The sequence below is a fragment of the Rhodoferax sp. RT5P35 genome, from assembly GCF_056521385.1.
In genome coordinates this window covers 1-1,551 of the sequence record NZ_JBWMAX010000097.1, presented here as the reverse complement: position 1 = coordinate 1,551, position 1,551 = coordinate 1, and the positions used below count along the sequence as shown (strand labels likewise).

The following is a 1,551-nucleotide window of genomic DNA, read 5'->3' as shown; positions in this document are numbered from 1 at the left end:
CTTGCCCCAGCCGCCCACAAAGCCCACAAACGCCACCACCATGAGCAGCGGGCCGGGCGTGGTCTCGCCCAGGGCCAGGCCGTCGATCATCTGAGTTCCTGTCAGCCAGCCAAACTGCTCCACCGCGCCCTGGTACACATAGGGCAGCACGGCGTAGGCGCCGCCAAAGGTCAGCAGGGCGGCCTTGGTGAAAAACCAGCCCATCTGGGCCAGGGCCGAATGCCAGCCGCTCCAGGCCACCAAGGCGAGCATCGGCAGCAGCCACAGCGCCGCACCCACGGCCAGCACGGTGAGCAGGCGGCTGGTTTTGTAGCGTGCGTGGGGCGGGGTGGGCGTGTCGTCGTCGATCAATGCGGGACCAAACCCCGCCTTGGCCGCACCATGCCCACCGCTGCCGCTGAACTGGCCGGGTGCGAACTTCGACCCCCACCAGCCGACCAGGGCCGCGCCCAGCACGATGATCGGAAAGGGCACGGCAAAAATGTACAACGCTACAAAACTGGTAGCTGCTATCGCCCACAGAATGGGCGCTGAGGCCGGTTTCTTCAATGTTTTGCTGCCGATGCGGTGCACCGCCTGCACCACCAGCGCTGCCACCGCAGGCTTGATGCCGTACAGCAACCCGGCCACCCAGGGCACGGCCCCAAAGGCCACGTAGACCCAGCTCAGGCCGATGAGGATGAACAGCGACGGCAGCACAAACAGCGCGCCCGCCGCCACCCCGCCCCAGGTGCGGTGCAGCAGCCAGCCGATGTAGGTGGCCAACTGCTGCGCCTCGGGGCCGGGCAGCAGCATGCAGTAGTTCAGGGCGTGCAGAAAGCGCTTCTCGCTGATCCAGCGTTTTTGCTCCACCAGCTCGCGGTGCATGATGGCAATCTGCCCGGCGGGGCCGCCAAAACTGATGCAGCCCAGCTTGAACCAGAATTTCAGGGCTTCGGTGAAGGTGACAGGGGTCGGGGTCATGCGCAAGGTTTCCAGTTGTGGCGTTCGTCGGTGGCGGCGATGCGGTCGCCGCACCAGGCATACAGCGCGTCGTAGAGGGGCAGCATCGCCGCCAGCATGGCGTGGTCGTCGCTGGCGTGCAGGCGCGACATGCCCAGCGACACGGCCAGCAGCCCGGCGGATGGGGCGGCCAGGTCCAGCTGGTCGGTGTCGGCCCCGCGCACGATGGTGGCCAGCAGGTCGAGTGCGGGCAGGCGCAGGTCGAAGGCGCGCAGCAGGGTGTCGAAGCTGCACAGCGGGCCTTCGTGGCTGATGGGTGCGCCGGGGATGTCGTAGGCCACGGCCTGCAGGCGCGCGGCCTCCGCCAGCACCTGGGGCGTGGGCACATAGAGAAACCGGGCTTGCGCGTCGATGAAGCGCAGCACCAGCCAGGGGCAGGCGATGCGGTCGATCTTGGGGCGTTCGCGGGTAATCCAGCAGGAGGCCTTGGTGCCGTCCACGCCCAGCTCGGGGCGCTTGGCGATGGTGGCCGGGGCCGCTGCCATGCCGCCTTGCAGGTAGTGCGCGTTCCAGCCCGCGGCGCGCAGGGTGGCCGCCGCCGTCTGGCTG

General features: G+C 68.3%; 2 protein-coding genes. Both read right to left on the bottom strand.

Annotated features, from left to right (window positions below):
- A partial coding sequence (gene chrA, locus AC097L_RS23930; RefSeq protein WP_479589229.1) for a chromate efflux transporter occupies positions 1-963 on the bottom strand: 963 nt, incomplete at its 3' end.
- Positions 960-1,551 (bottom strand): chromate resistance protein ChrB domain-containing protein (locus AC097L_RS23925; protein ID WP_479589228.1); only part of this gene is annotated, 592 nt, incomplete at its 5' end. The genes chrA and AC097L_RS23925, both read right to left, overlap by 4 nt.